This is a genomic window from Stenotrophomonas sp. PvP093 (genome assembly GCF_017876915.1).
Taxonomy (GTDB): Bacteria; Pseudomonadota; Gammaproteobacteria; order Xanthomonadales; family Xanthomonadaceae; genus Stenotrophomonas; species Stenotrophomonas muris.
The window spans coordinates 788,282-812,926 of sequence record NZ_JAGIOX010000004.1 but is presented as its reverse complement, the minus strand read 5'-3'; the positions used below and the strand labels follow the sequence as shown (position 1 = coordinate 812,926).

Sequence of the window (24,645 nt, the reverse complement as noted above, 5' to 3'; positions counted from 1 at the left end):
CGTACTTCTGCCAGGCATACGCATGACTTCCGCACCCCGCACCCTGTACGACAAACTGTGGGACGCCCACGTGGTGGTTCCCGAATCCGACAGCGCGCCCGCCGTGCTGTACATCGACCTGCACCTGATCCACGAGGTGACCTCGCCGCAGGCCTTCACCGAACTGCGCGAACGCGGCTTGTCGCCGCGCCGGCCGGACCGCACCAAGGCGACGATGGACCACTCCACGCCGACCCTGCCGGCCGCCGCGGACGGCACGCTGCCCTATGCCAGCGCCGCCTCCGAGGCACAGGTCGCCACGCTGGCGCGCAACTGCGCCGAGCACGGCATCGAGCTGTTCGACATGGCCTCGGACAACCGCGGCATCGTCCACGTGATCGCGCCCGAGCAGGGCTTCACCCAGCCGGGCATGACCATCGTCTGCGGCGACAGCCACACCTCCACCCACGGTGCCTTCGGTTCGCTGGCGTTCGGCATCGGCACCAGCGAGGTCGGCCACGTGCTGGCCACGCAATGCCTGCTGCAGCGCAAGGCGAAGACGCTGGCGATCACCGTCGATGGGCCGCTGGCGCCGGGTGTCGGCGCCAAGGACGTGGTCCTGCACATCATCGGCGTGATCGGCGTCAATGGCGGCACCGGCCACGTGATCGAGTTCCGCGGCAGCACCATCGAAGCGATGGACATGGAACAGCGCATGACCCTGTGCAACATGTCGATCGAAGCGGGTGCGCGTGCCGGTATGGTGGCGCCGGACCAGGTCACCTTCGACTTCGTCGCCAACACCCCGCGCGGCCCAAAGGGCGCCGATTTCGAGGCTGCGGTGGCGCGCTGGCAGCAGCTGCGCAGTGATGACGGCGCGCGCTTCGACAGCGAAGTGCACATCGACGCCGCCGATATCCGCCCGACCCTGACCTGGGGCACCCACCCGGGTACCGCCATCGCGGTGGATGCGCCGATCCCGGCCGCCAACGATGCCGCCGCACAGAAGGGCCTGGACTACATGCATTTCCAGGCCGGCAAGGCGCTGGCCGGAACACCGGTGGACGTGGTGTTCGTCGGTTCCTGCACCAACGGCCGCCTGAGTGACATGCGTGAGGTGGCGCAGGTACTGCGCGGTCGTCGCGTCGCCGACCGGGTGCGCATGCTGGTGGTGCCGGGCTCGGAGATCGTCAAGCGAGAGGCCGAGGCCGAAGGCATCCATGAGATCGTGCGCGCGGCCGGTGCCGAATGGCGCGAGCCGGGCTGCTCGATGTGCATCGCCATGAATGGTGATCTGGTCGCGCCCGGGCAACTGGCCGTGAGTACCAGCAACCGTAATTTCGAAGGCCGCCAGGGTCCCGGTTCGCGCACCCTGCTGGCCTCACCGATGAGCGCGGCGTGGGCCGCGGTGAACGGGCATGTCGCCGACACCCGCGAGCTGTTCGCACAGGAGGTGGCGTGATGGCCGGTTTCCGTACCTTGACCTCGGCCAGCGTGGTGCTGCGCCAGACCAACATCGACACCGACCAGATCATCCCGGCGCGGTTCCTGTCCACCACCGAACGCGCCGGCCTGGGCCGCACCGCCTTCAATGACTGGCGCTGGCAGGCCGACGGTTCACCGGTGGCCGACTTCGCCTTCAACCAGCCGCACAACGCCGGCCGCAGCATCCTGCTGGCGGGTCGCAACTTCGGCTGCGGCTCGTCGCGCGAACATGCACCGTGGGCGCTGACCGACCTGGGCCTGCGCGCCATCGTCAGCAGCGAGATCGCCGACATCTTCCGCGGCAACTCGCTGAAGAACGGCCTGCTGCCGATCGTGCTGGACGAGGCCGACGTGCAGGCGCTGATGCAGCGCCCGGATGATGAGCTGACCATCGACGTGGCCGCGCGCGAACTGCGCACGCCGGACGGCCGCGTCTATTCCTTCCCGCTGGACGGCTTCTCGCAGACCTGCCTGCTGGAAGGTGTCGACCAGTTGGGGTATCTGTTGGGCCGTGTCCCTGAAATCGAACGTTACGAGAGTGAGCATGCACGCTGAAATTGTTGTCCTGCCCGGTGATGGCATCGGCCCGGAGGTGGCCGCCGCGGCAGTCGCCGTCCTGAAGGCCGTCGCCGAACGCTTCAACCACAGCTTCACCTTCAGCGAGCACGACATCGGTGGCATCGCCATCGACCGCCACGGCGAACCGCTGCCGGCGTCGACCCTGGCCGCCTGCCAGGCCGCCAGCGCGGTGCTGCTGGGCGCAGTCGGTGGCCCGAAGTGGTCCGACCCGAACGCCAAGGTGCGTCCGGAACAGGGCCTGCTGGCGATCCGCAAGGCGCTGGGCCTGTACGCCAACCTGCGCCCGGTGCGCACCCATGAGGCCGCGCTGCACGCCTCGCCGATCAAGGCCGAGCTGCTGCAGGGTGTGGACTTCGTGGTGGTGCGCGAACTGACCGGCGGCATCTACTTCGGCGACAAGACCCGCGATGCCGACAGTGCCAGCGACCTGTGCCGCTACACCGTGGCCGAGATCGAGCGCGTGCTGCGCAGTGCCTTCCGCCTGGCCCGGCAGCGGCGTGGCAAGGTCACCTCGGTGGACAAGGCCAACGTGTTGGAAACCTCGCGCCTGTGGCGCGACGTGGCCGCGCGCATCGGCCGCGAGGAGTTCCCGGAGGTGGCGCTGGAGCACCAACTGGTCGATTCGATGGCCATGCACCTGCTGGCCAAGCCGCGCGAGTACGACGTGATCGTCACCGAGAACATGTTCGGCGACATCCTCACCGACGAAGCCTCGATGCTGGCCGGCTCACTCGGCCTGCTGCCCTCGGCCTCGCTGGGTGAACCGGGTGCGGTCGGCATCTACGAACCGATCCACGGTTCGGCCCCGGACATCGCCGGCAAGGGCATCGCCAATCCCTACGCGACGATCTTCAGCGCGGCGATGCTGCTGCGCCATTCGCTGGGGCTGGAAGACGAAGCCGCAGCAGTGGAAGCGGCGGTGCACGCGGTGCTGGATGATGGGGTGTTCACTGCCGACCTGGCCGCCAAGGGCCAGGCCGTGAGTACCCCCGCCGCCACGGATGCGGTGCTGGCCAAACTCAACTGATCCGATGGCGCCACTCCATGCGTGGCGCCTCTGCCTTTGGTCATTGTGCGCAGCCACCCATGGGGTGGCTCTACTGTAGATCCACGCCATGCGTGGATCATTCGAATTTCGCGCAGCAGATCCACGCCATGCGCGGCTGCATTATTTGGTGGTGTACCCACCATTGACCAGGATGGTCTGCCCGGTCATCCACCAGCCATCGGTGACCAGGAAGCGGATCCACGGCACGATGTCGGCGATGTCGGTCAGGCCGGTACGGGTGAACGCCGAGAGCGCGGCCGCGGTCTTGTGGTACGCCTGTGCATCGGCACTCTCGGCCGGGTAGAAGAACGGCGTGTCCATCGGGCCCGGCCCGATCGCAGTCACCGAGATGCCGCGCTCACCGAACTCCTTTGACGCCGCGCGGGTGAAATGCTCGACCGGCGCCTTGGTGGCGGCATAGCTGGAATAGAACGGCGTGAACGCACCCAGCAGTGAGGTGACCAGGGTGCAGATGCGACCGCCGTCGTTGACCTGGCGGCCGGCCTCCTTGAGGAAGAAGAATGCGGCCTTGGCGTTGACCGCGCTCATCTCGTCATACTCCGCTTCGCTGATCTCCAGCAGCGGCTTCTTCAGCACCTTGCCGACCGTATTGATGGCGATGTCGGGACGGCCGACTGCGGCCACGGCATCGGCGAACAAGCGCTCCATCGCTGCCGCCGACGTCAGGTCGCCCTGCAGGGCCACCGCCTTGCTGCCGGCCGCCTGCACGGCGGCAACGGTTGCTTCTGCATCGGCCTGGGTGGCGGCACTGTTGTAGTGGATGACGACGGCGCTGGCACCCTGGCGGGCGAAGTCGCGGGCGATCAGGCCGCCCAGGTTCTTGGCACCACCGGCAATCAGCACAGTCTTGCCCTTGAGGGAATGGTCGGTCATGGCTTCGGTCTCAGGAGGGGGCTGCCCGGGGTGGCAACCCTGCCCTGACGACGATATCGTGCAGAAAATGCGGATAAAGCCCGCCACATTGACTTAACTTTCCAGGACCAGCGAACAATGGACCGGATCGATCGCTTCCGCATCTTCACCCGGGTCGTGGAATGCGCCAGCTTCACCCGTGCCGCCGACCAGCTCGGCCTGCCCCGCTCGACCGTCTCGGCGGCGATTGCCGAGCTGGAACAGCGGCTTGGCACCCGCCTGCTGCAGCGCTCGACCCGACGGGTATCCACCACCCATGACGGCGACGTGTTCCATGCCCGCTGCCTGCGCCTGATCGCGGAGGTTGAAGACGCCGAGTCGCTGTTCCGGCAGGACGACGCGCAACCGGCCGGTTTGCTGAAGATCGACGTACCCAGCCGCATCGGCCGTCGCATCATCGCCCCGGCGTTGCCGGATTTCTTCGCGCGCTACCCGCAGGTGGAACTGGACCTGGGCATGACCGACCGCGCGGTGAACCTGATCGAAGACGGCTGCGATGCGGTGCTGCGGGTCGGCCAGCTGGGCGATTCCAGCCTGGTGGCGCGCACGCTGGGCCAGCTCGACTTCGTCAACGTGGCCGCGCCGGCCTACCTGCGCGAGCACGGTGTTCCGCAGCATCCTGCCGACCTGCCGCAGCACCGCGCGGTGAACTATGCGTCGCCGACCACGGCACGGGTGGAACCGTGGGAATGGCAGGATGGCGGCCAGCTGCGCACGCTGCCGATGCCCGGCTGGGTACGCGTGAACAGCGCCGAGGCCTCGATCGCGTGCTGCGTGGCGGGATTGGGGCTGTTGCAGATTCCGCGCTACGACGTGCAGGCCGAGCTGCAGTCAGGCGCATTGGTGGAGGTGATGCCGCAGTACGCGGCGCAGCCGCTGCCGGTGACCCTGTTGCAACCGCATCGGCAACACCGTGCACTGCGCGTGCAGGTGTTCGTCGAGTGGCTGCTGCCAGCGCTGCGGGCCGGCCTGCAGCTGCAGTAGATCCACGTCATGCGTGGGTGCATGCTCCAGTGCCAACCAAGGTTGGCACCTACCAGGGCAAAGACCCGCTGCAGTAGATCCACGCCATGCGTGGATGCATGCGTCAGTGCCAACCAAGGTTGGCACCTACCAGGGCAACGACCCGCTGCGGTAGATCCACGCCCTACGGGGATGTTTCTGTAGAGTCGAGCCATGCTCGACTCATCCCATCATCGCGCAAAGCGCAGCCGAGCATGGCTCGGCTCTACAGAAGGCAGATTCCGCGAGCAGATCCATCCACGCCATGCGTGGATGGGTGCAGCCGCAGAACCCGGGGCATTACGCCCCGGATTCGTCCGGCTTCACCCGGAACCACGCCGCGTACAACGCCGGCAGGAACACCAGCGTCAGCACCGTACCCACGATCAGACCACCCATGATCGAGATCGCCATCGAGCCATAGAACGCGCTGCGCGACAGCGGAATCATTGCCAGCACGGCCGCCAGCGCGGTCAGCACGATCGGGCGGAAGCGGCGCACCGTGGCATCGATGATCGAATGCCAGCGATCATGCCCGGCATCGATGTCCTGCTGGATCTGGTCGATCAGGATCACCGAGTTGCGCATGATCATGCCCGCCAGCGCGATCGTGCCCAGCAGCGCGACGAAGCCGAACGGCGCACGGAACAGCAGCAGGAACAGGGTCGCACCGATGATGCCCAGCGGCGCGGTCACCAGCACCATCGCCGCACGCGAGAAGCTGCGCAGCTGCAGCATCAGCAGCGTCGCCACCACCACCAGGAACAGCGGCATGCCGGCCTTGATCGAGTTCTGGCCGCGCGCCGAGTCCTCCACGGTGCCGCCGGTCTCCAGCAGGTAGCCGCTGGGCAGCTCGGCACGGATGCCATCCAGCGTGGGCACGATCTGGTGCACCACGTCCAGCGCCTGCATGCCATCGCTGATGTCGGCGCGCACGGTCACGGTCGGCAACCGGTTGCGGTGCCAGATGATGCCGTCCTCGAAGCCGTACTCCATCGTCGCCACCTGCGACAGCGTGATGCTGCCGCCGTTGGCGGTCGGCATCGACAGGCTGGAAAGCAGCTCCAGCTGGTTGCGCTCATCGGCCGGCCCGCGCAGCAGCATCTCGATCTGGCGGTTGCCTTCGCGATACACGCTCACCGACTGGCCGGCCAGCGAACTGGCCAGGAACTGGCTGACCTGGGCGCTGCTCACGCCCAGCGCGCGGGCACGCTCCTGGTCGATCACCAGCCGCACCACCTTGCTCGGCTCGCTCCAGTCCAGGTTGACGTTCATCACGTGCGGGTTCTCACGCACCTTGGCCTCGACCTGGCGCGCGATCGCCTGCACCTTCTCGATGTGCTCGCCGGAGATGCGCATCTGCACCGGATAACCGACCGGCGGGCCGTTCTCCAGGCGGGTCACGCGCATCTGCACGTCCGGGAACTTCGGAATCACCTCGTGCAGCAGCCAGTCACGAGTGCTTTCGCGCGATTTGATGTCCTTGGCCAGCACCACGAACTGGGCGAAGTTGGTCGCCGGCAGCTGCTGGTCCAGCGGCAGGTAGAAGCGCGGCGAACCGGTACCCACATAGGACACATAGTTGGCGATGCCCTCGCGGCTGGACAGCAGCTTCTCCAGCTTCTCGGCCTGGGCCTGGGTCGAGCGCAGCGACGCCCCCTCGGCCAGCTCGATGTCCACCATCAGTTCCGGCCGGGTCGAGTCCGGGAAGAACTGCTGCGGCACGAAGCGGAACATCATCAGTGAGAACACGAACAGGGCGACGGTCGCGGCGATCACCCACCAGCGGCGGCGCAGGCAGGCGTCGAGGAAGCGCCGGAAGCTGCGGTAGAACGGGCGCTGGTAGGGATCGTGGTCGTGCCCATGCTGCGGCGGTGCGATCAGGTTGGCCAGCGCCGGATAGCGGTCGGCCCACTGCTGGCGCTTGGCCAGCCAACGCGCGGACAGGCTGCCGGGCTTCGGCGGCTGCGGATTGAACAGGTCCGGCAGCATCTTGTCGCCCAGGTACGGGATGAACAGCACCGCTGCGATCCACGACACCACCAGTGCAATGGTCACCACCTGGAACAGCGAACGGGTGTATTCGCCGGTGCTCGATGCCGCCGTGGCGATCGGCAGGAAGCCAGCTGCCGTGATCAATGTGCCGGTCAGCATCGGGAACGCGGTCGATTCCCAGGCGAAGCTGGCCGCGCGCAGGCGATCGAAGCCCTGCTCCATCTTGGTGGCCATCATCTCCACCGCGATGATCGCATCGTCCACCAGCAGGCCCAGCGCCAGCACCAGTGCGCCCAGCGAAATCTTGTGCAGGCCGATGTCGAAGTAATGCATGACGAAGAAGGTCATCGCCAGCACCAGCGGAATGGTCACGCCCACCACCAGGCCGGTGCGCAGGCCCAGCGAGAAGAAACTGACCAGCAGCACGATCACCACCGCTTCGGTCAGCACCTGCACGAACTCGCCAACCGACTCCTCCACCGACTGCGGCTGGTCGGACACCTTGCGCAGCTGCATGCCGGCCGGCAGGGTCTTCTGCAGCCGCTCGAACTCGGCGTCGAGGTTGGCGCCCAGCTTGAGGATGTCACCGCCATCCTTCATCGCCACCGCCAGGCCGATCGCCTCTTCGCCCATGAAGCGCATCTTCGGCGACGCCGGATCGGCGAAGCCACGCTTGACCTCGGCGATGTCGCCCAGGTGCACGGTGCGGTCGCCAGCACGGATCGGGAACTGGCGGATGGCGTCGATGTCGTTGAACTGGCCCGTCACGCGCAGCTGCACGCGATCGGTGGCGGTCTCGAAGAAGCTGGTGCCGGTGATCGCATTCTGGTCGGCCAGCGCCTGCTGCACCTGCTGCATCGACACACCCAGCGTTGCCAGCCGGGTGTTGGACAGTTCGATCCACACCTTCTCGTCCTGCAGGCCGACCAGGTCGATCTTGCCGACATCGGGTACGCGCTGCAGTTCCAGCTGGATGCGGTCGGCGTAGTCGCGCATCACCGCGTAGTCGAAGCCCTTGCCGGTCAACGCATAGATGTTCCCGTAGGTGTCGCCGAACTCATCGTTGAAGAACGGGCCGACAATCTCGCGCGGCAGCGTCGCACGGATGTCGCCCACGCGCTTGCGAACCTGGTACCACAGGTCCGGGATCTGCTTGGAACGCAGGCTGTCGCGCGCCATGAAGATGACCTGCGATTCGCCGGGGCGCGAATAGGAGCGGATGAACTCGTACTCGCCGGTGTTCATCAGCGCCTTCTCGATCGGCTCGGTCACCTGCCGCGAGACCTGTTCGGCGGTGGCGCCCGGCCAAAGCGTGCGCACCACCATCGCCTTGAAGGTGAATGGCGGATCCTCGGACTGGCCCAGATGCTTGTACGACCATGCGCCGATCAGCGCGAAGGCAAGCATCGCGAACAGCACCAGCGGGCGGTTGGACAACGCCCACTCGGAAAGATTGAAGCGGCGCACCGGCTTACTCCTTGGCCTTGGCGGCAGCGGCCGGCGTGGCCGGCTTCAGCACCGGGCGGTTCTGGCGGTCCACGGCGATCACCGGCTGGCCGGCACGCAACAGGTGTCCGCCGGCAGCGACCACCCAGTCACCCGCATTCACGCCGGACAGCACCGGCACCGATTCGCTGCCATAGGCACCGGTGGTGACCGACGCGGCCTTCAGCGTGCTGTTGGCCGGATCGACCACCCACACGCTGGCGGCACCGTTGGCACCGCGCTGCAGCGCACCGAGCGGCAGCTGCAGGGTGCCGTGGCGGCCGGCGCTGCTGTAGACGCGCGCGCTCTGGCCCAGTTCGACATCGGCCAGCGCATCGGCGGGCAGGCTGACCCGGGTTGCATAGGTGCGTGCCTGTGGATCGGCGGCAGCGGCGATCTCGCGGATCGTGCCTGGCAGGCGCTGGCCAGGACGGTTCCACAGCTCCACCTCGACCGGCTGGCCCACCGCATAGTCGCGGATGGTGGCCTCGGGCAGGTCGATCAGCACTTCGCGCCCGCCATCGGCGGCCAGGTTGAAGATGGTCTGGCCGGCCGACACCACCTGCCCGGCTTCGGCCTCACGGCTGGCGATCACGCCATCGGACGGCGCGCGCAGCTGTGCGTAGTCGGCCTGGTTGCGCAGCACATCGAGGTTGGCGCGGGCGGCGTTGGCCTGGCCCTGCGCGGCCTTGAAGGCGGCGGACTGCTGGTCCAGCTGCGAGCGGCTGACCAGCTGCTGGTCGGCCAGCACCTGGTAGCGCTTGAGGTCATCACGGGCACGCACCAGATCGGCTTCGGCCGCAGCAAGCTGCGCCTGCGAGGCGCGGGCCTGCAGCGCGAAGTCGGCCACGTCCAGCTCGGCCAGCACGTCGCCCTTCTTCACCCGTTGCCCGGCATCGACGTGGCGCTTGACCAAGTTGCCGCCAACGCGGAACGACAGTGGACTTTCCTGCCGCGCACGCACCGTGCCCGGGAACGCCGCCGGCGCCTGCCCGGCCTGCTCGCCAGGGTGAACCACCAGCACCGGAACGGCCGCCTGGGGCGCCTGTTCCTGTCCCGAACAGGCTGCCAGCGCAGCCATCCACACCATACCGCCCATCCAGCGCACGATCTTCATCGGTCAACGTCCTGATAACGCAGGGTTGCAACTAAGGGGGGAGCCGCGACTGCCGGCCCAATTTAATAAACCGGCCGGTATAGTATAAATATCGAACCGCTTGGTCTAGTATTGTGGTGATGAGTTCTCACACTTCCCGCAAGCCGTCGGCCAAGCCCGCTGCCAAGGCCGCCGGACCCGGGCGCCCCAAGGACCTCGGCAAGCGCGCGGCGATCCTTGAAGCAGCCAAGACACTGTTCATCGAACAGGGCTATACCGGCGTGAGCATGGACACCATCGCCGCTCAGGCCGGCGTCTCGAAGTTGACTGTGTACAGCCACTTCGGCGACAAGGAGACCCTGTTCTCCGAGGCCGTGCAGTCGAAGTGCATTGAAATGCTGCCCGATGCCCTGTTCGTGGCCGACGCGGACGGCCCGCTGCGCGACCAGCTGATCGGCATCGGTCTGGCTTTCTTCGAACTGATCACGTCCGATGCGGCGATCTCGATCCAGCGCATGATGATGGCGCCGGAGACCGACGAACGCCTGCGCGAGCTGTTCTGGAAGGCAGGACCGGAACGTACCTGCGAGGCCCTGGCTGACTTCCTGCGGGCACGCGCCGAGCGCGGCGAGCTGGAAATCACCGACTATTCGCTGGCTGGCGAGCAGTTCCTGACCCTGGTCAAGGGCGAAGTGCACATGCATATGATGTGCGGCATGCCACTGTCACCGGTGGAATGCGACCCTCTTGCCCACGTGACTGCCAGCATCGACTTCTTCCTGCGCGCCTATGCGCCGCGAGGGGCCGGGACGGCTGAATAACCAAAACTGAACGAACCGGAGGTCGCGATGACTTCCGGCACTGCGACCCCGGCCACCCGGCAGCTGATGCTCTGGGCGCGCCGCCGGCCTCCGGCACCGGTAAAATGGCCGGCCCACTGCGCTGGATTTGAACCTCATGACGATTGATTACGCCCACGCCCGCGAACTGATGGTGGAACAGCAGATCCGTCCCTGGGACGTGCTGGACATCAAGGTGCTCGACGTCCTGGCCCGCCTGCCGCGCGAGGCTTTTGTCGCCGATGCACACCGGGCACTGGCCTACGCCGATGTCGAACTGCCGATCGGCCATGGCCAGAAGATGATGAAGCCGGTCATCGAGGGCCGTACCCTGCAGGCGCTGGACCTGCAGCCGGGTGACGAAGTGCTGGAAATCGGCACCGGCAGCGGCTTCCTGTCGGCCTGCATCGGCGCGCTGGCGCGCGACGTGCTGAGCCTGGAAATCGACCCGGAGCTGGCCGCCGCCGCGCGCGCCCGCCTGGACGCGTCCGGCTTGGGCACCAACGTCCGCGTGGAAGTGGCCGACGCCCTGTCCTGGCAGACCGAACGCCGCTTTGACGTGGTCTGTGTCACTGGTGCGGTCGACGTGGTGCCGTCACAGTTCGCTTCGTGGCTGCGTCCGGGTGGTCGCCTGTTCGTGATCCACGGCCGCTCGCCGGCGATGGAGGCCCTGCTGGTCAAGGCCGACGGCAGCAGCGAGTCCCTGTTCGAGACCGATATCGATTACCTGCGTGGTGCCGCCCCGGCCCCCCAGTTCCACCTCTGAGTCCAAGGAAGCCGCAATGATCCGCCGATCCCTCGCTGTTGCGCTGGCCACTGCCCTGCTGCCGTTGTCCGCCCATGCCGCCGACCTGCTGCAGGTCTACGAAATGGCGCGCAATGGCGATCCGCAGCTGTCCGCCGCCGAATCGACCCGGCTGTATGACAAGGAAGGCGCCGTGCAGGCGCGCGCCGCCCTGCTGCCGCAGATCAACGGCCAGGCCCAGCTGAACCGCACGCGCAGTGAGCCGAACGCCGACGCCAACTCCGGCTCGTTCACCAACAAGCGCCGCACCTACACGATCGACGGCAGCCAGACGCTGTTCAACTGGACCCAGATCAACAACCTGCGTTCGCAGCGCGAGCTGAGCAAGGCGGCGGACTTCACCCTCGATTCGGCCAACGACAGCCTGATCGTGCGCACCTCGGCGGCCTACTTCAACGTGCTGGTGGCGATCGAATCGCTGAATGCCGCACAGACCAATGAAGCGGCCGCGAAGAAGCAGTTCGACTTCGCCGACAAGCGCCTGGAAGTGGGCCTGGCGCCGATCACCGACGTGCACGAAGCACGCGCCCAGTACGACCAGGCGCGTGCCAACACCATCGTTGCGCAGAACACCCTGGCCGATAACTACCAGGCCCTGACCGAACTGACCGGCCAGCCGGTGACCAACCTGCGTGGGCTGCCGGCCGACTTCCGCCCGGAAGTGCCGGCCAACCGTGGCAACATCGATGAGCTGGTGCAGCAGGCCACCACCCAGAATCCGGCGCTGAAGGCGCAGGAACTGAAGGTCAGCGCCGCCGAGGCTGGCGTGCAGGCCGCCCGTGGCGGCCATTACCCGACCCTGTCGCTGGGCGGCAGCTGGGGCAAGAGCGCGACCTGGGGTGACAGCACTGGTTCCGGTTCGCTGTCGCCGGACGCCCGCACCAACAGTATCGGCCTGACCCTGAGCGTGCCGATCTTCTCCGGTGGTGCCACCCAGTCCGGCGTGCGCCAAGCGCTGGCCCAGCGTGACATCGCCCAGGACGGCTACGAGCAGCAGAAGCGCGCCCTGGACCGCAACACCCGCAATGCCTACCAGACCCTGGTACAGGGCATCAGCGAAGTGGAGGCCCGTCGCCTGGCCGTGGTCTCGGCACAGAGCGCGTACGACGCTTCGCAGGTCGGCCTGGAAGTCGGTACCCGTACCGTGCTGGACGTGATCCAGAACCAGCGCATCCTGTTCTCGGCGCAGCTGGACTACGCCCAGGCCCGCTACACCTTCCTGCAGAACCGCCTGCTGCTGAGCCAGTCGCTGGGTGCGCTGGACGTGGCAGAGCTGCAGGACGTCAACCGCCTGCTGACCCAGGACGCGGGCAATCCGGCAACGACCACGCACTGATCCGTCGCCCTGCCGGCAACAAAGAAGCCACCCGCAAGTTATTCCCCCCAGCTAAAGATACATAGTTGGGGTGGATTAGCCCCTGGAAACACCCCAGAGCCCCTCTCGTAGGGGCTTTTTTACGCCTAGCGCCCCATGAACTTCTCCCCTAAAATTACATGGTATGTGACTGTGGCGCCTGTTCAGATGCTCCAATGACTGTCGACAACTTGCCGTTGGATGTAGCCAGGCATCCTGATCTCCATCAGTCCCTGAGCGCGATCTACTGGATGCGCGGTCAGATGGCGTAGGTCTATGTTCGTGACCGTGAAGGCCCGCATCTATACAGATGCCACAGGGGCCTATTCTGAGTTGCCCGCACTGCTAACTCCTGCAGGGGTGCTGGAGCCACTTCTTGACTATTGCTTGCACCGTAGCCATGACCGTAGCCTGACGTGGATGTCGAAAGTCACCCGTTCTGTACGGCTGTTCCTGGAGTACCTGCTCTCCAACCCTGCCGAGCGTGACACCTATCGTTTGTTCCAGAACTTTGCGCAGCGGCTGTATACAGGCACCTTCGACCGAAAAACGGGGCTCGATCCGAGCGGTCTTTGTTGGGCTCCACGCGCACCGCAGGATGCCGCGAACATCGTTACCCACTTGACGGACTTCTTTGCGTGGTTAAGCGAGATACGACCTGAAGCTGCTCGGCTGAACCCGCGATATCAAGGTGGGGCCTTCGATCGACAGATAGATGAGGCTGCTTATCAGTTCCGCCGCAGCAAAGCGTTCTTAGGTCACACCTGGGCAGCAAATGCACATCCAACCGAAACTGGACATCGTGTCCGAAGCCAACGCCTGCCGAAGGTGCAGAGCGGGGAGCCTCCCGCCTTTCCCGAAGAGCGATTCGAGGAATTGTTAACGAGAGGATTTCGTGCAGGTAGACGCCAGGACTACCGCGGCATGCTCATTACCTTGCTGTTGCACGGCGCAGGCTTCCGCGAGTCGGAACCCTTCCACCTCTACATTTCGGACGTTTTTCCAGACCCGGGCAACCTAGAGGGGGCAAAAGTGCTCATCCACCATCCGAGCCACGGCTCTGCTCCTAGTGACTGGCGTGACGAACGCGGAAGGGTGCGTAAAGGTACCCGCGCTGAATACCTTTCCCAACAATTCGGCTTGGCGCCTCGCACCTTGGTCATGGATCGGCGCCATGCGGGATGGAAGGGCGGCATGCATGACCAGGCCTACTACAAGCAGGCGTACTGGTTTGTGCCCGAGTATGGCGAATGGTTCCTGCAGTTGTGGCACCGCTATCTGGAACAGGTCGCTCGCATTGATCGCAACCACCCATTCGCCTTTATCAACCTGATCCGCCAGCCCGTGGGTGCCATGTACACGCTGACCCAGTACAACAAGGCACATGCGGCCGCCTGCGAGCGTATCGGGCTCACTGTGGGCAAGGCATTAGGTACTACACCTCACGGCCACCGACATGCCTACGGCCTCCGGCTGCGTACCGCAGGTGTTGAAAAAGCGCATATACGCCGCTTCATGCACCACTCCTCTGAAGCAAGCCAAGAGGTCTATACACAGCCGAGTACCCGTGAAGCGCTGATGGCACTTGAGGCGGCCGCACAACGAATGCGAGATAGGGGACTCAGCACGGCCAATGTGATTGACATAAATCTGAGTTCTGGAATTTAAGGATGACTGAGATCAATAAAGGGGCGAATGCACACCTCAAGAAGAAGGGGGCAGGACGCGAGCAGGACACATCTCTTGGATGGCTCGATCGTGAGCATCCGCACCTAACTGCTTGGCGAATCTTGGCAGTTGAATGGCTGAAAGGCGAGACTCGGGGGCTGCCCAGCAGGCTGAGAGCCTTATCAGCCTTCTTCGATCGCTTCATTGCGCGACAGGGGTTGCCCCACGAACCTAGCGTGTTCCTCGCTCGTAGCACGAGCGTGCCCAACTTCTATCTCACTGCTTGTCCGAACTCTTTTGACGGCATCAAGAACAACAATCACATCAATTCCTTCCTTCAATACGTGCTGCTAAAGGAGTTCAGCGAGGAGACTGACAACGGCCAGTTGGTTGTATCCCCGGCGTTTCACAATCCCGTCCCTCGTATGTCCAGAGAGGGTCTACCCAGGCGTGATGAGAGTGTTCATTCGCCGCTGCCCTATGGATACATCGACGAACTTCGCCAGATTCTTGCTGCTGGACCACACTTCCGCGATTGGCAATGGGCGCAGCAGGCACTGGGGGCGAAAGCTGGTACGCGCGGTAGAACTGCTCCTGACTGGTTTGAGGTAACAGAGGCGCAAATAGATCGAACAGACCCAGATTGCGTATGGCGTATCCGCAAACTCAAGTCGGGATATCGTGGCGGACAGGTTCTGGAGATGTGGAGCCCGGTGCGCTGGGTTGCGCTACTCGTAAAGCTAATCCTGCCACTGCGTACTCACCAGGTACGATTCCTTGATTCCGGCGAAGCCGACACTTGGCGCTTTGAAGCAGGTTCTTGGACGTTGAATCCCAGTCCCCTCGCTGGGGGAAGTGAGCGACGCCCCGTCCAGCTAGGCGTATTTCGACGTAGCCAGCAGCTAGGTGAGAGTGAGTCCTCCGGGGCGGTGCTCTACATCAACACCAATAAGACTGCTGACATGGCGAAGGCTGGTGAGGACAAAGGCTACCTAATGCCGTGGTGCGCAGGTGGGCCGATCCATCAAGACGTCTTCTATTGGCTAGAGAAGATGCGTAACTGGCAGGAAAAGTACAATCCTGTCTCGAGGCGAACAGCCTGGGGAGAGCTCGACGCACGTCACGTCCAAGCAAAAAGCGAGATACAGCTAAGTAGTTATCCGGATGCCTGCTTCTTGTTTAGATTGCCGGAGGAATGCGATGGATCCTCCAATCTACCTCTGCAGCGCGCCGGCCAGCTTGAGGGCTGCTGGTTCCGCCTCCTGTCAGCACTGCAAATCCGCATTGCTGAGCGAGGCGAGACTCACTCTAACGGTGCGCCAATTCAATTCCTTCCGCCTGTGGAGGAACAAAATTGCGGGCTGACCACTCTCTTTCCGCTTCATAGCCTACGCGTTTCGCTCATCACCGCACTGGCCTTAGAAGGACAAGTTCCGTTCCCCGTTCTGCAGAAGCTCGTCGGTCACAGTCGGCTGCTGATGACCCTCTACTATACAAAGCCGGGGCCGACCCATGTTCGCAAGTTGTTGCATAGCGCTGCGGAACGGCTTGAGGCAGGAAAGGAAGTCAGCATTCAGAATTTCCTTCTCGATACGGCTCACGAAGAATTGCTTCAAAAGGCGGTCTGCAATAGCGTCCCTAGCCTCGCCGTGGCCATCCCTCAACATCCCTCCGTACGCAATCCAGTGGGCTGGATGCCAATGCACCATGGGTTGTGCCTGGTTGGAGGCAATACCAGTGAGAATGAGGGCAATAGTGCGATAGGTGGCTGTTACAACGGAGGGGCATACTTGGGATCAGCAACGTCTCAAAAGTACGGACCTGTCCCCGGCGGCAGTCGCAACTGCGTACGCTGCCGCTGGTTTGTGACCGAGCCACATCACCTCCCAGCGCTTGCCGCGCACTTCAACACACTCGCCTATCACTTTGACGAAGCGCGCAACACTTGCCTCACGCGCGAAGAAGAACTTCAGAATATCAAAAGGCAGAAGGCTGACGCTGAGGACAGCGGGCATCCCTTTGTTGCGTTGAACGCACACCGACAGGCAGAGCGGGTGTGGGAAAGCGCCATGAAGCGCTTCAGTGATCTGGCAGAAGACCTGGTGGCTTGCTGGCGTCTAATTGAACGCTGCAAGTTGGCCCTCGGCGATTCGCAAGAAGGCGGTACGCAGTTGATTGCCGCTGGCGAAATGGTTGATGTACAGGCTGTCTTCGAGGAGACAGAGTCAGAACTCCTACAGCTGACGGGCATATGCGATAGCGTTGAGATGTATCCGGATCTTGACCCAGGAAAGGCGGTATTCCGCCGAAGTCAGCTTCTCGATGCCGTGCTCTACAACGATGGCCGACCGCCCTTGTTCATGACGCTCAGCGAACAAGAGCAGCTACTGGCGGGCAATGCGTTCATGCGGCATCTATCTCAGCAGATGGATCCAACCAATCCAATACTCGGCCAACGAGAAGTGATCCGTTTGATGGACGCCGGTGTGCGTCTCAGCCAGCACTTCGACGTCGATCTCTCGCATCTGCTGTCTGTATCTCAACATCCGGCGCAAGGAATCCCTGTCGACCGGGTTCTTCTGGAAGAAGTGAAAGCATGACCGACACAACGAATGTGCACCCCGACGCTGTGCTTGCCGCACTGCTGGCAAAAGGAGGGCGTTCAAATCGGCAGGCGAATCTGGCTAGGATGCATGAGATCTGTAGTAATCAGCACGCCACCGGCTCGCGAGACTTCTCGATTTCAACCATTGGCCGCTTGGCAGAGGCCGAAGGAGTGCTAAAAGGTCGAGCACTCTATAACGCAGCATCCGCCGACTACCGGTCGCTCATTGAGGCTTGGGCGGCCTACGCTGGCCCGCCTCTACCGAGAGTCAAGAAGGTCTTGGCGAGTGATGAATATCTGATGCGTATCGAAGATCCGGCTATTCGATCCATCATGCAGGGCATCATCGCCGAACGTGACAGGCTCAAATCGCAGCTCAATTTGCTGAAGGCCCACACGCAAGTGACAGTTGATCGCCGCCCCCTGGGCGCCACGATCTCGGCGACTGGCGTAGCACCGCCTCTGGCTGTATTCACGCTGTCTGAGCAGTTCACACCATCAGAACGCGAGGCACTCAGGAAAGCGATATCACCAGACTACCTGCAAGAGCGGGGCCTGAAGGAAGGAACTCACGGAGAAATCATCAACGAACGGGGACGGGTCGTGCTTGAGGTTGGCTTTGCAAGAGCGATCCGCAAGATTCTTGGAGATTCGATCACCAAAGGCCGATAGAAAAAGCGCCGACGTCACCGTCGGCGCCTCCACCGTACGATGCATTGCTATGCATCTATACATAGCAATGCAATCGAGTACATCCGTATACGTATCAGTGACATAGGAAGCCACCCATGCATCCTATGTACATTTAGGGTATGAGTCGCGAGAGGTGGCTTTTTTGCAGGCGGTGCATCCGCCCGCAGCTACCCGTTGCGTGGCCCCGCGAACCCTCAGCCCGGCCATGCCCGCAGGCGTTCCAACGCCGCAAGGACGCACAGCGCGGCCGCCAAGGGCGCCAGCATCGGCAGCACCAGTTCGCGACCGGTTGCGCCCTGCCTCATGTCATTCCGCCGCCGCAGCACCGCCAGGCACAGCGCCGCCATCACCAGCAGGGTTGCCGGACCCGGCAGCGCCGGCAGGGTGCCCAACGGCAGCCACAGCACCAGCATCACCGCCGGCAGTCCGACCGCCGCCACGATCACACCGCGGGAGCGTCCCACTGCATCACCCGCCCCTGGCCACAGCGATGTTGCCAGCCGCAAGGCCAGCATCAGCAGCACCAGCTGCAGGGCGGCCAGGCCCGTAGCCCCCGCCAGCGGCAACAACGGCAGCATCCACTCCAATTGCGGATGCATCTCCAGCGCCACCGACAGTGGCCGGGTACTGGCAAGCGCGGAAAACTCGACCAGCCCTGCCTGCAGTGCTGCCAGCACGATCAGCAGCAGCATCGCCAGCAACGAGACCAGCGCCAGCACTGCCGGTTGCCACATCGCGCCCTGGCGGCGCAACGCAGGAAAGCCCAGTGCCAAGCCGACGCTGGCAAATACCCCCAGCAGCGGCACCGCAGCCGCCAGCACCCCGCCCAGCCCGAAGCGATACGGCGCGGTCGCCGGTGGCAGCCAGGGGATCCAGTGCGCGTAATGCACATGACGTGCCGCCAGCGCCAGCAGCAACACCCCCGCACCGATCTTCACCGTCAACAGGGCGCAGGCCACCAGCACCACACGCCGTGGCGGCAGCAATGCCAGCGCGCCCAGCATCAGCAGGCCCACCGCCGCCGTGACCTGTTCCGGCAGCCAGTCGCAGGGCTGGAGGCCTTCGGCGGCCAGCACCGTGTGCAGATGGAGGGCCATGGACTGCGCCACGCCCGCCGTGGTCGCCACCAGCTCCAGCAGCAGCGCCATGCCCAACACGCCCGCCACCCGCGGCCCCCAGCTGGCAGCCAGCAGCCCGTGCAGGCCCTCGCCCGCCGGCAACCGCAGCACCAGATCCTGCAGGCAGCACAGCACCAGGCCGGCCCCCAGTGCAGCCAGCAACAGGCTCAGCACGATGGCGGGGCCTGCCTGTGCCGCCGTGTGCTGGCCCACCAGTGCGATCACGCTACCGCCCACCAACAGTGTCAACGCCACCACCGCCAGATGGTCCGTCCCCAGTCCGGCCCCACCCGTGCCGTCCCCGCCCCTGTCGCCGTCCATCGCAAGTTCCCTTGATATCCGCCCAAGCGCGGTCGACAGCAGGCTGGCAGCCTGCGTCGTCCTGCGGAATCAGAATCGGTGGAATGTGCGCAACGATGTGATGGCAGGCACGCTGCCAGCGGCAGGGTCGGTCCAGCAACGACAGAAAAATCGTCGCTAAGCAGAATTGATGAAGTTGATCACGACAATGCTCGTCAGCGCCGCTGACTCCGCGCTGCCGCGATCACTCGCGCGGTGGTGGCAGGTGCGGCGCCACCAGGGCAAGCGTGCGTTGCAGGGCGCCGCGGCCATTGCTGACCAGCGTGCATCCCGCCCTCGCCATGTCTTCGCGGGCCTGGGCATCGTCGAGCAGGTGCTGCAGCAGATCGCCCACCGCCTGCGCGTCCTCGCCGATCAGCAGCGCTCCGGCCTCGCGCATGCGCCGGGAAATTTCCGCGAAGTTGTGCAGGTGCGGGCCGGTCACCGCCGCCGTTCCCATCGCGGCCGGCTCCAGCAGGTTGTGACCACCGATGGCCTGCAGGCTGCCGCCGACGAAGGCGACCTGGGCGCAGGCATAGAACGGCATCAGCTCGCCAAGGGTGTCGATGACGAACACGTCTGTGGCCGCGTGTGGCCACTGGTCCACGCGGCGGGTCGCCACGCTCCAGCCCTGTTCGCGCGCCAGCGCTTCCACCTTCGGGAAACGCTCGGGATGTCGCGGTGCCCACAGCAGCAGCAGCTCCGGATGCCGCTGGCGCAGGCGCCGGTGCAGGTCGATCACCGCCTGCTCCTCGCCATCATGGGTACTGGCGGCGATCCATACCGGACGAGCGGCCGGTACCCGCGCGTGGAACTGTTCGACGAAACCCTGCACATCCGGCGTGGCGATGTCGAATTTCAGGTTGCCCAGCGCCTGCACCTGGCCGGGATCCGCCCCCAGCTGCACGAAGCGCTCGGCATCGTCCTGCGACTGCGCGGCCACGCAGGTGACGGTGCGCAGCGCGCGGCGGATCAGTGCCGCCAGCAACCGGTAGCCGCGCAGCGAACGCGCCGACAACCGGGCGTTGAGGATGTACACCGGAATGCCGCGGTCACGGCAGCCGAACAGCATGTTCGGCCACAGCTCGGTTTCCAGGATCAGCGCCAGGCTGGGCTGGAAATGGCCGAGGAAACGGTTGACGCTGCCCGGCACGTCATACGGCAGGTAGACATGGTCCAGGGCGTCGCCCCACAGCGCGCGTACGCGCTCGGAGCCGGTCGGGGTGATGGTGGTGATCACCCAGCGGATGTCCGGGCGCTGCTGGCGCAGGGCATTGACCAGCGGCGCGGCGGCATTGACCTCGCCCACCGAGACCGCGTGCAGCCAGACCCGCGGCTGCCCGGTCGGCTGCGGATAGGAGGCATAGCGCTCATCCCAGCGCCGGAAGTATTCACGAACCCGGAAACCGCGCCAGACCAGGTGGTACACGGTGATCGGCAGCAGGATGTAGAGCACGACCGAATACAGGCCGCGCAGGATCCATTCGACAGGGTCTTTGCGCATGCGGCAAGGATACGGGAGCCCCCGGGGAAAGACACGCGGCCGCCTTGGTAGAATGGCCCCATGTCAGATGCCTCCACCGCCGTCCGCCCATCGCTGCGCGATCCGCGCAACTGGCCGATGTTCGCCGCCATGTTCGGCGCCTTCGCCATCGCCCGCCTGCCGTGGATGCTGCAGCGCGCGCTGGGCCGGGGCGTCGGCTGGATCACCTGGCGCCTGCTCGGCAGCCGCCGCCGCGCCGCCGAAGTCAACCTGCAGCTGTGCTTCCCCGAGAAGGACGAAGCCTGGCGCCAGCGCCTGGTGCGCGACAGTTTCGATGCGCTGGGCGTGGGCGTGTTCGAGTGCATCCGCGCCTGGTGGGGCAGCATCGACCGCATCCGCCCGCAGGTACGGATCGAAGGCCTGGAACATCTGCGGCAGATGGAGGCTGAAGGCCGCGGCGTGCTGCTGGTCTCCGGCCACTTCATGACCCTGGAAATGTGCGGACGCCTGCTGTGCGACTACGTCGACCTGTCCGGCATGTACCGCAAGCACAAGAACCCGGTGTACGAGTGGGCGGTGAAGTTCGGCCGCCTGCGCTATGCCAAGGCGATGTTCGCCAACGAGGACATCCGCGCGACCGTGCGCCACCTGAAGAAGGGCGGCTTCCTCTGGTACGCGCCGGACCAGGACATGCGTGGCAAGGACACCGTGTTCGTGCCGTTCTTCGGCCACACCGCTTCGACCATCACCGCCACCCACCAGCTGGCAAGGATGACCGGTTGTGCAGTGATCCCGTACTTCCACCGCCGCGAAGGCGGGAAGTACGTGCTGAAGATCGGCGCACCGCTGGAGAATTTCCCCAGCGAGGACGTGGAAGCCGATACCACGCGGGTCAACCAGGCCATCGAAGAGATGGTGCGCGAAGCCCCCGACCAGTACCTGTGGATCCACCGCCGCTTCAAGCGCCAGCCCGGCGGCCGGAGTGATTTCTACAAATAACCGGATGCGGTGGAAGGGCCGGCGTCCTCGTGGCGCCAACCTTGGTTGGCGCCGGATGAACCGAGGCCGGTCCCGGGGAGCCCACCAAGGTTGGCAACTACTGCATCGGCGGAGATTCGTCCGATTCGCGGGCCAGCAGACTGCCGGCGAACAGGGCCGCCAGCAGCACGGTCAGGCCGCCCCAGAACGCAGAATAGAACGCCAGGTGCGTATTGAGCGGGAACACGGTAACCGCCAGCGCCAGCATCGCCGGGCGGGCGCGGTCACGCGCCGCCGGCGGTGCATAGCGCCAGGCCCGCCAGGCCTGCGCCACCGCCGCCAGCCACAGCAGCAGGCCCAGCACGCCGGTCTCGGCCAGGATTTCCAGCACGATCTGGTGGGCGTGCAATGCCGGTTGATTGCCCCACACGGCGGGGCCCTCGTCTGACACGCAGGCCGGATACGCATCACGGAAGCCGCGCGCACCGACACCGTTGACCGGATGTTCCTCGATCATGCACACCGCCGCCGTCCAGATGCGCGCGCGCCCCGAAAGCGCCTCGTCAACGCCCTGCCCGTCTTCGTTCCATGCCTGTGCCGTGCGCGCAACACGCTCGCGCAGCTGCGGCACGCCCGCTGTCAGTGCGGCCGTACCCAGCGCTGCCACAAGGGCCAGCAGCAGCAGCCGCTTCCAGCCGAACTGGCGCAGGCCGCTGTAGGCCAGCACCAGCACAAAGGTGATCCACGAGGCGCGCGAACCGGCCAGCAGCAGCACGCCTCCCAGTGCGGCGGCGGCCAGCAACCACCCCGCACTGCCGAAACGCCGCGCCATCGGCAGCAGCAGGAAGGGTGACAGGCTGGCCAGCACCTGGCCGAATTTCAGGTTGCAGGGCCCGAGCGCGCCACTGAGGCGGTCGGCCAGTGCGGCTTCGTCGGCCGGGCACAGCGCGTGGCCACTTACGGCCAGCTTCAGGTGCTCCAGCGACCAGAACCATGGGCTGGTGCCGGCCAGCGCCTGTACCAACGCGTCCAGCGTCCACGCGCCGGTGATCAGCGCCAGGCCACCGAAGGTCAGCCGCCGCCGTTCCGGCGTGGCTACCGCGATCGCCACCAGCCACATGAAGGGCAGGTAGCGAAGTCCGGCGGCAGCCTTGGTCCACGAGGCCGCCGGATCGATCGCATCGATGGCCGAGAACGCCTGTGGCAGCCAGTAGCCGAGGAACAAGATCGAGGTCAGGGCCCACGCCGCCGTGCTCAACAGGTGCGGGCGGCGCTGCAGCCGGCGCATGACCATGCGCACGGCAGCATAGAGCGCGCCAAGGCCGAGCACGGTTTCAGCGATGCCTGGCAACGGCCACATCGCCACGTACGCCAGCACCCACCAGGGTGCCCAGCGCCCAGCGCGGTCGTCGCGCACGATGGCAGCGGGGTCAGCCGGCGAGATCGGCATAGAGGCGGAGGGTATCGCGCTGCATGGCCTGCAGGGTAAACGGGATGCGGGTCGGCAAGGATGGCGGCTGCGCCAGCAGGGCCAGCGCACGTTCACCCAACGCGCGCGCGTCGCCGAGCGGCACCGCGCCGCCGGGCTGCAGCTGCTGCAGCAGTTCGCCGACGCCACCGTGGTCCCAGCCCAGCACCGGGCGGCCGACCGACAGCGCCTCGACCACGGTGCGGCCAAAGGCTTCCGGCTTGTCCGACAGCTGCAGCACCAGATCGCTGGCGGCGTAGGCCAGGGCGATGCGTGCGGTAGGCGTGCTGATCTGTACGGCCTCGGCCACGCCCAGTGCCGCAGCCTGGCGGCGCAGATCGGCCACGTAGGCCTCACGCCCGGGTTCCTCGGTACCCAGCATCCACAGCTGCGCAGGCACGCCGGCGGCACGCACGTCGGCCAGCAGCTGCAGCGCGTGGGCGTGGCCCTTCAGCCGGGTACCGCGCCCGGCCAACAGCAGCAGCGGGCCATCAACCTGCGCCAGCCAGGGATAATCGGCGGCCAGGGCCAGCCGCGGGCGACGGTCGGCACGTGCTACGCGTGGGAACTGGCCGACATCGACACCGCGGGGAATGACCTGCAGTTTTTCTTCCGGCACCGTCGGGTAGTGGCGTTGCACGAAGGCGCGCACGGTATTGGACACGCAGATCACGCGTTCGCCACTGGTCATCACCGCACTGTAGCGGCTGGGCGAATTCAACCCGTGCACGGTGGTCACCCAGTGCGGGCGCTGTGCGGCGGGCATGGCGCGGATCGCGTACAGGCCCAGCCAGGCCGGCAGCCGCGAACGGGCGTGCACGATGTCCGCACCGACCTCGGCAAACAGGCGGCGCAGGGTCGGCAGATGGCGCAGGGTCAGCAGCGACTTGCGGCCGATGTCCAGGGTGAGGTGCTCGGCACCGCTGTCCAGCAGCGGCTGCACCAGGCGGCCACCGGCGGACACCACCAGTGCACGATGGCCGGCCGCGACCAGGGCAGCAGCGATTTCCAGGGTCGAGCGCTCGACACCGCCGGAGTGCAGCGCCGGCAGCAACTGCACCACGGTCAATCGGCGCATCGAAGGGGCCGCCGTTTAGTCGGCCAGCACGAACACGGAACCGCAGTACGGGCACTGCGCTTCACCGTTGGGCTCGTCTTCGATCGGCAGGTACACGCGCGGATGCGAGTTCCACAGCGCCATTTCCGGGGTCGGGCAGCTCAACGGCAGATCGCTGCGGTGCACGGTGTAGCGCTTCTCGGCGTTGGCGGGCGCGGTGGCGGTATGGCTCATGGCGGATGTCGGTGAACGGGTTGCGAGGCCTGTGATTCTAGCATCTGGGCCGCACCGACATTGCGCCACAACGGGCCTTTGCGCGCTCCCGCCGATGCCTCGCATCTCCCCGCCGCACGCCGGGCGGCGGCGGCGCCGGGGATTTCGCGGTCGTTCCGGCAGGTTCGCTCGCCAGAATCGACTCCAGCGATATTTCCCGCATTTGGATCGAACTAAATGGCACTTGCCAGCGCGCGACGGCTGTTGCAGGATCGGGCCAGGTCGCACCCCGACCCACCCAATCCAACCCGATCGCATGGCCCGCCCCCACCGGACCGGCATCGCCTCTTCCACTGCCAGCCTGGCGGGCGGAGCGATGCTGTCCGTGGTGTCCGCCGATGCGGGTTCTGCCCGCCGCCAGCC

19 protein-coding genes are annotated in these 24,645 nt (G+C 65.4%); 11 read left to right on the top strand and 8 right to left on the bottom strand.

Going from position 1 to position 24,645, the window contains the following annotated elements:
- Window positions 1–22 precede the first annotated feature (22 nt).
- From leuC to leuB, 3 genes are read left to right on the top strand one after another with little or no spacing between them, the layout of a single operon-like run.
- The gene (gene leuC / locus J3A72_RS06390) at window positions 23–1,441 is read left to right on the top strand and encodes a 3-isopropylmalate dehydratase large subunit (protein ID WP_032958185.1); all 1,419 of its coding nucleotides are present in this window, start codon (window positions 23–25) and stop codon (window positions 1,439–1,441) included.
- Window positions 1,441–2,019 (top strand): 3-isopropylmalate dehydratase small subunit, encoded by a 579-nt coding sequence (leuD, locus tag J3A72_RS06385; RefSeq protein WP_075077192.1) that lies wholly within the window; start codon window positions 1,441–1,443, stop codon window positions 2,017–2,019. The genes leuC and leuD overlap by 1 nt, the downstream gene beginning before the upstream one ends.
- Complete coding sequence (gene leuB, locus J3A72_RS06380; protein ID WP_046432428.1) at window positions 2,009–3,070, top strand: 3-isopropylmalate dehydrogenase; 1,062 nt, start codon at window positions 2,009–2,011, stop codon at window positions 3,068–3,070. Before leuD ends, leuB begins: the two co-directional genes overlap by 11 nt.
- A 141-nt stretch (window positions 3,071–3,211) precedes the next feature.
- Here the strand turns inward: leuB and J3A72_RS06375 are convergent, their stop codons facing one another.
- The gene (locus J3A72_RS06375; protein ID WP_209571983.1) at window positions 3,212–3,985 is read right to left on the bottom strand and encodes an SDR family oxidoreductase; all 774 of its coding nucleotides are present in this window, start codon (window positions 3,983–3,985) and stop codon (window positions 3,212–3,214) included.
- Between the two features lie 117 nt (window positions 3,986–4,102).
- Here J3A72_RS06375 and J3A72_RS06370 point away from each other — a divergent pair, with 117 nt between their 5' ends.
- A complete protein-coding gene (locus J3A72_RS06370) occupies window positions 4,103–5,008 on the top strand; it encodes a LysR family transcriptional regulator (RefSeq protein WP_075077190.1) in 906 nt (301 codons plus the stop codon).
- Window positions 5,009–5,326: 318 nt separating this feature from the next.
- Here J3A72_RS06370 and J3A72_RS06365 read toward each other — a convergent pair whose 3' ends face one another.
- Together J3A72_RS06365 and J3A72_RS06360 are read right to left on the bottom strand one after the other, a co-directional pair.
- Window positions 5,327–8,488, bottom strand: a complete 3,162-nt coding sequence (locus J3A72_RS06365) for an efflux RND transporter permease subunit (RefSeq protein ID WP_075077189.1) — start codon at window positions 8,486–8,488, stop codon at window positions 5,327–5,329.
- A 4-nt stretch (window positions 8,489–8,492) separates the two neighbouring features.
- A complete protein-coding gene (locus tag J3A72_RS06360; protein WP_032958176.1) occupies window positions 8,493–9,623 on the bottom strand; it encodes an efflux RND transporter periplasmic adaptor subunit in 1,131 nt (376 codons plus the stop codon).
- Window positions 9,624–9,742: 119 nt separating this feature from the next.
- Here J3A72_RS06360 and J3A72_RS06355 point away from each other — a divergent pair, with 119 nt between their 5' ends.
- From J3A72_RS06355 to gmtX, 6 genes are all read left to right on the top strand, one after another.
- Window positions 9,743–10,423 (top strand): TetR/AcrR family transcriptional regulator, encoded by a 681-nt coding sequence (locus J3A72_RS06355; RefSeq protein WP_053495622.1) that lies wholly within the window; start codon window positions 9,743–9,745, stop codon window positions 10,421–10,423.
- A 136-nt stretch (window positions 10,424–10,559) separates the two neighbouring features.
- Window positions 10,560–11,207: a protein-L-isoaspartate O-methyltransferase gene (locus tag J3A72_RS06350; RefSeq protein WP_075077187.1), complete on the top strand. Its 648-nt coding sequence runs from the start codon at window positions 10,560–10,562 to the stop codon at window positions 11,205–11,207.
- A gap of 16 nt (window positions 11,208–11,223) precedes the next feature.
- Complete coding sequence (locus tag J3A72_RS06345; RefSeq protein WP_014648347.1) at window positions 11,224–12,582, top strand: TolC family outer membrane protein; 1,359 nt, start codon at window positions 11,224–11,226, stop codon at window positions 12,580–12,582.
- Between the two features lie 294 nt (window positions 12,583–12,876).
- A complete protein-coding gene (gene gmtY / locus J3A72_RS06340) occupies window positions 12,877–14,268 on the top strand; it encodes a gamma-mobile-trio recombinase GmtY (protein WP_049417540.1) in 1,392 nt (463 codons plus the stop codon).
- Window positions 14,269–14,270: 2 nt separating this feature from the next.
- Window positions 14,271–16,868: an integrase family protein gene (locus J3A72_RS06335; RefSeq protein ID WP_049417539.1), complete on the top strand. Its 2,598-nt coding sequence runs from the start codon at window positions 14,271–14,273 to the stop codon at window positions 16,866–16,868.
- The gene (gene gmtX / locus J3A72_RS06330; protein ID WP_049417537.1) at window positions 16,865–17,545 is read left to right on the top strand and encodes a gamma-mobile-trio protein GmtX; all 681 of its coding nucleotides are present in this window, start codon (window positions 16,865–16,867) and stop codon (window positions 17,543–17,545) included. Before J3A72_RS06335 ends, gmtX begins: the two co-directional genes overlap by 4 nt.
- A gap of 215 nt (window positions 17,546–17,760) precedes the next feature.
- Here the strand turns inward: gmtX and J3A72_RS06325 are convergent, their stop codons facing one another.
- Together J3A72_RS06325 and waaA are read right to left on the bottom strand one after the other, a co-directional pair.
- Entirely contained in the window at window positions 17,761–19,005 is a 1,245-nt protein-coding gene (locus J3A72_RS06325; RefSeq protein ID WP_075077186.1) for an amino acid transporter, read from the bottom strand.
- A 223-nt stretch (window positions 19,006–19,228) separates the two neighbouring features.
- The gene (gene waaA / locus J3A72_RS06320) at window positions 19,229–20,527 is read right to left on the bottom strand and encodes a lipid IV(A) 3-deoxy-D-manno-octulosonic acid transferase (RefSeq protein ID WP_014648349.1); all 1,299 of its coding nucleotides are present in this window, start codon (window positions 20,525–20,527) and stop codon (window positions 19,229–19,231) included.
- 60 nt (window positions 20,528–20,587) lie between these two features.
- Between waaA and J3A72_RS06315 the strand changes: the two genes are divergently transcribed.
- Window positions 20,588–21,505, top strand: coding sequence for an LpxL/LpxP family Kdo(2)-lipid IV(A) lauroyl/palmitoleoyl acyltransferase (locus J3A72_RS06315; RefSeq protein WP_014648350.1), 918 nt, complete (start codon window positions 20,588–20,590; stop codon window positions 21,503–21,505).
- Between the two features lie 97 nt (window positions 21,506–21,602).
- On the opposite strand, the gene J3A72_RS06310 is transcribed toward J3A72_RS06315, so the two are convergent.
- Genes J3A72_RS06310 through J3A72_RS06300 form a run of 3 tightly spaced genes read right to left on the bottom strand, consistent with a single transcriptional unit; the run spans window position 21,603 to window position 24,243 of the window.
- Window positions 21,603–22,934 (bottom strand): O-antigen ligase family protein, encoded by a 1,332-nt coding sequence (locus J3A72_RS06310; RefSeq protein ID WP_075077185.1) that lies wholly within the window; start codon window positions 22,932–22,934, stop codon window positions 21,603–21,605.
- Entirely contained in the window at window positions 22,915–24,030 is a 1,116-nt protein-coding gene (locus tag J3A72_RS06305; RefSeq protein WP_075077184.1) for a glycosyltransferase, read from the bottom strand. Before J3A72_RS06305 ends, J3A72_RS06310 begins: the two co-directional genes overlap by 20 nt.
- 15 nt (window positions 24,031–24,045) lie before the next feature.
- Window positions 24,046–24,243: a zinc-finger domain-containing protein gene (locus J3A72_RS06300; RefSeq protein ID WP_005410967.1), complete on the bottom strand. Its 198-nt coding sequence runs from the start codon at window positions 24,241–24,243 to the stop codon at window positions 24,046–24,048.
- Window positions 24,244–24,645: the final 402 nt, after the last annotated feature.